Below are 5,195 nucleotides of genomic sequence, written 5' to 3'. Positions count from 1 at the left end.
GTGTGTTGTCAAGTTATCGGCTTATTAGTACCGGTCAGCTGCACAGGTCTTTAGTCCCTGCTTCCACATCCGGCCTATCAACCCAGTCGTCTACTGGGAGCCTCTCCCCCGAAGGGATGGAAATCTCATCTTGAAGCCGGCTTCCCGCTTAGATGCTTTCAGCGGTTATCCGTTCCGAACGTAGCCAATCAGCGGTGCCCTTGGCAGGACAACTGACACACCAGAGGTTCGTCCATCCCGGTCCTCTCGTACTAGGGATAGATCTTCTCAAATTTCCTACGCGCGCAGCGGATAGGGACCGAACTGTCTCACGACGTTCTAAACCCAGCTCGCGTACCGCTTTAATGGGCGAACAGCCCAACCCTTGGGACCTACTCCAGCCCCAGGATGCGACGAGCCGACATCGAGGTGCCAAACCATGCCGTCGATATGGACTCTTGGGCAAGATCAGCCTGTTATCCCCGAGGTACCTTTTATCCGTTGAGCGACAGCGCTTCCACAAGCCACTGCCGGATCACTAGTCCCGACTTTCGTCCCTGCTCGACTTGTCAGTCTCACAGTCAAGCTCCCTTGTGCACTTACACTCGCCACCTGATTGCCAACCAGGTTGAGGGAACCTTTGGGCGCCTCCGTTACATTTTGGGAGGCAACCGCCCCAGTTAAACTACCCACCAGGCACTGTCCCTGAACCGGATCACGGTTCGAAGTTAGACATCCAGAGCGACCAGAGTGGTATTTCAACAATGACTCCACCCGAACTAGCGTCCGAGCTTCACAGTCTCCCACCTATCCTACACAAGCCGCACCGAACACCAATACCAAGCTGTAGTAAAGGTCACGGGGTCTTTCCGTCCTGCTGCGCGTAACGAGCATCTTTACTCGTAGTGCAATTTCGCCGAGTTCGCGGTTGAGACAGCTGGGAAGTCGTTACGCCATTCGTGCAGGTCGGAACTTACCCGACAAGGAATTTCGCTACCTTAGGATGGTTATAGTTACCACCGCCGTTTACTGGGGCTTAAATTCAGAGCTTCGCCGTGAGGCTGACCCTTCCTCTTAACCTTCCAGCACCGGGCAGGCGTCAGTCCGTATACATCGTCTTGCGACTTGGCACGGACCTGTGTTTTTAGTAAACAGTCGCTTCCCACTGGTCTCTGCGGCCATACAGCGCTTCCGGAGCAAGTCCGTACACGCCTCAGGCCCCCCTTCTCCCGAAGTTACGGGGGCATTTTGCCGAGTTCCTTAACCACGATTCTCTCGATCTCCTCGGTATTCTCTACCTGACCACCTGAGTCGGTTTGGGGTACGGGCGGCTGGAACCTCGCGTCGATGCTTTTCTCGGCAGCATAGGATCACTGATTTCCCCCTATCGGGGTACGCATCGGATCTCAGGCTATGTGAGGAACGGATTTGCCTATTCCTCGCCCTACGTCCTTACACCGGGACAACCATCGCCCGGCTCAGCTACCTTCCTGCGTCACACCTGTTAATACGCTTGCCGCCCCAGACTGGGTCGAGTGCTAGGCCAACGACTTCACCCGAAGGATCCGTCGAAGGATTCGGACTCTTAGCATTACTGGTTTGGCATGGGCGGTTCTTCGCCGGTACGGGAATATCAACCCGTTGTCCATCGACTACGCCTGTCGGCCTCGCCTTAGGTCCCGACTTACCCAGGGCGGATTAGCCTGGCCCTGGAACCCTTGGTCTTTCGGAGGACGGGTTTCTCACCCGTCTTTCGCTACTCATGCCTGCATTCTCACTCGTGTGGCGTCCACGGCTGGATTACTCCGCCGCTTCACTCGCCACACGACGCTCTCCTACCCATCCGCACGGCTGAACCACGAAGGCTTACCAAAAATGCGAATGCCACGACTTCGGCGGTGTGCTTGAGCCCCGTTACATTGTCGGCGCGGAATCACTTGACCAGTGAGCTATTACGCACTCTTTCAAGGGTGGCTGCTTCTAAGCCAACCTCCTGGTTGTCTATGCAACTCCACATCCTTTCCCACTTAGCACACGCTTGGGGGCCTTAGTCGGTGGTCTGGGTTGTTTCCCTCTCGACGATGAAGCTTATCCCCCACCGTCTCACTGCTGCGCTCTCACTTACCGGCATTCGGAGTTTGGCTGACGTCAGTAACCTGGTAGGGCCCATCGGCCATCCAGTAGCTCTACCTCCGGCAAGAAACACGCAACGCTGCACCTAAATGCATTTCGGAGAGAACCAGCTATCACGAAGTTTGATTGGCCTTTCACCCCTACCCACAGCTCATCCCCTCCATTTTCAACTGAAGTGGGTTCGGCCCTCCACGACGTCTTACCGTCGCTTCAGCCTGGCCATGGGTAGATCACTTCGCTTCGGGTCTAGAACACGCGACTGAAACGCCCTATTCGGACTCGCTTTCGCTACGGCTGCCCCACTCGGGTTAACCTCGCCACGTATCACTAACTCGCAGGCTCATTCTTCAAAAGGCACGCCGTCACCGATACAAGTCGGCTCCGACGGTTTGTAAGCAAACGGTTTCAGGTACTATTTCACTCCCCTCCCGGGGTACTTTTCACCTTTCCCTCACGGTACTTGTCCGCTATCGGTCATCTGGGAGTATTTAGGCTTAGCAGGTGGTCCTGCCAGATTCACACGGGATTTCTCGGGCCCCGTGCTACTTGGGATGATCTCCAGACCAGCAACAGCATTTCGACTACGGGAGTGCCACCCTCTGTGCTCAGCCATTCAATGCTGTTCGTCTATGCCGCGCTGTAACCTGTGCTGATCGGCAGATCAGCGTGAGAGTCCCACAACCCCGAACGTGCAACGCCTGCCGGCTATCACACACGATCGGTTTGGCCTGTTCCGGTTTCGCTCGCCACTACTAACGGAATCGCGGTTGCTTTCTCTTCCTGTGGGTACTGAGATGTTTCACTTCCCCACGTTCCCTCTACCCGCCCTATATATTCAGGCGGGAGTCACCGGGTCGCATTGCTGCGCCCGGCGGGGTTTCCCCATTCGGAGATCCTCGGATCAAAGCTCGTTTATCAGCTCCCCGAGGCTTATCGCAGATTACTACGTCCTTCTTCGGCTCCAGATGCCAAGGCATCCACCGTTTGCTCTTAGAAACTTGACCACATGAGTATGAATCGATCGCCGGCACTGCTGCCGGAGATTGACCAATGGTGCACGCATCTTGCGATGCGTGACACCTATGTGATCCGAAACCCGAAAGGCTTCGGATCTAAGATGCTCGCGTCCACTGTGTAGTTCTCAAAGTACGGGCGGTACCCCGCGCAACCCCCCTCACCGGGGAGACACGTCGAGGCCCTGAGGCTCATCCCCAACCCTTCCGGGCCGGATCCGATCCCTCAGGACCCAACAGCGTGCACGTCACCGAACATTCCCGCAGCAGCGTTCCAGATCAGGCGCTCACAAGGAGCTGCGACCGTACTAGCTGCCAGCGGTTCCGCCGGCGACCCAAGTCAATGTTCCACCCATGAGCTGACCACCGCAGAACGGATGCCTGCGTAGTGGCTCTGGACACGACCAGCGTGTCAGATGCTCCTTAGAAAGGAGGTGATCCAGCCGCACCTTCCGGTACGGCTACCTTGTTACGACTTAGTCCTAATCACCGATCCCACCTTCGACGGCTCCCTCCACAAGGGTTGGGCCACCGGCTTCGGGTGTTACCGACTTTCATGACTTGACGGGCGGTGTGTACAAGGCCCGAGAACGTATTCACCGCAGCGTTGCTGATCTGCGATTACTAGCGACTCCGACTTCATGAGGTCGAGTTGCAGACCTCAATCCGAACTGAGACCGGCTTTTTGGGATTCGCTCCACCTTACGGTATTGCAGCCCTTTGTACCGGCCATTGTAGCATGCGTGAAGCCCAAGACATAAGGGGCATGATGATTTGACGTCATCCCCACCTTCCTCCGAGTTGACCCCGGCAGTCTCCTATGAGTTCCCGGCATGACCCGCTGGCAACATAGAACGAGGGTTGCGCTCGTTGCGGGACTTAACCCAACATCTCACGACACGAGCTGACGACAACCATGCACCACCTGTACACCGACCTTGCGGGGCGACTGTTTCCAGCCGTTTCCGGTGTATGTCAAGCCTTGGTAAGGTTCTTCGCGTTGCATCGAATTAATCCGCATGCTCCGCCGCTTGTGCGGGCCCCCGTCAATTCCTTTGAGTTTTAGCCTTGCGGCCGTACTCCCCAGGCGGGGAACTTAATGCGTTAGCTGCGACACGGAATCCGTGGAATGGACCCCACATCTAGTTCCCAACGTTTACGGCGTGGACTACCAGGGTATCTAATCCTGTTCGCTCCCCACGCTTTCGCTCCTCAGCGTCAGTTACGGCCCAGAGATCTGCCTTCGCCATCGGTGTTCCTCCTGATATCTGCGCATTCCACCGCTACACCAGGAATTCCAATCTCCCCTACCGCACTCTAGTCTGCCCGTACCCACTGCAGGCCCGAGGTTGAGCCTCGGGTTTTCACAGCAGACGCGACAAACCGCCTACGAGCTCTTTACGCCCAATAATTCCGGACAACGCTTGCACCCTACGTATTACCGCGGCTGCTGGCACGTAGTTAGCCGGTGCTTTTTCTGCAGGTACCGTCACTTTCGCTTCTTCCCTGCCAAAAGAGGTTTACAACCCGAAGGCCGTCGTCCCTCACGCGGCGTTGCTGCATCAGGCTTGCGCCCATTGTGCAATATTCCCCACTGCTGCCTCCCGTAGGAGTCTGGGCCGTGTCTCAGTCCCAGTGTGGCCGGTCACCCTCTCAGGCCGGCTACCCGTCGTCGCCTTGGTGAGCCATTACCTCACCAACAAGCTGATAGGCCGCGAGCTCATCCCTGACCGAAATTCTTTCCACAACCAGACGATGCCGTCGGTCGTCGTATCCGGTATTAGCTACAGTTTCCCGCAGTTATCCCAGAGTCAGGGGCAGATTGCTCACGTGTTACTCACCCGTTCGCCACTGACCAGCAGAGCAAGCTCCGCCGATCCGTTCGACTTGCATGTGTTAAGCACGCCGCCAGCGTTCGTCCTGAGCCAGGATCAAACTCTCCGTAGATGACTAGCAGCCACCAGGCGAACCCAGTGACAAACCAATAGCCGCGAACCCAGGGAAAACCAGGCCCGCAAGCGAGTTGATACTGACTGAAGAACTGTCTACTGACAATTCAATTCAACCAAA

At 56.5% G+C, this 5,195-nt stretch carries 2 rRNA genes; both read right to left on the bottom strand.

Annotated features, from left to right (window positions below):
* Positions 1-4: 4 nt before the first annotated feature.
* A 23S ribosomal RNA gene (locus J3P36_RS16010) occupies positions 5-3,116 on the bottom strand.
* 436 nt (positions 3,117-3,552) lie between these two features.
* Positions 3,553-5,072, bottom strand: a 16S ribosomal RNA gene (locus J3P36_RS16005).
* Together the 16S and 23S rRNA genes form the textbook arrangement of a ribosomal RNA operon.
* Between the last annotated feature and the right edge of the window lie 123 nt (positions 5,073-5,195).

This window comes from Naasia sp. SYSU D00057 (genome assembly GCF_017916505.1).
Taxonomy (GTDB): Bacteria; Actinomycetota; Actinomycetes; order Actinomycetales; family Microbacteriaceae; genus Naasia.
This window is presented reverse-complemented; position numbering and strand designations above follow the sequence as displayed.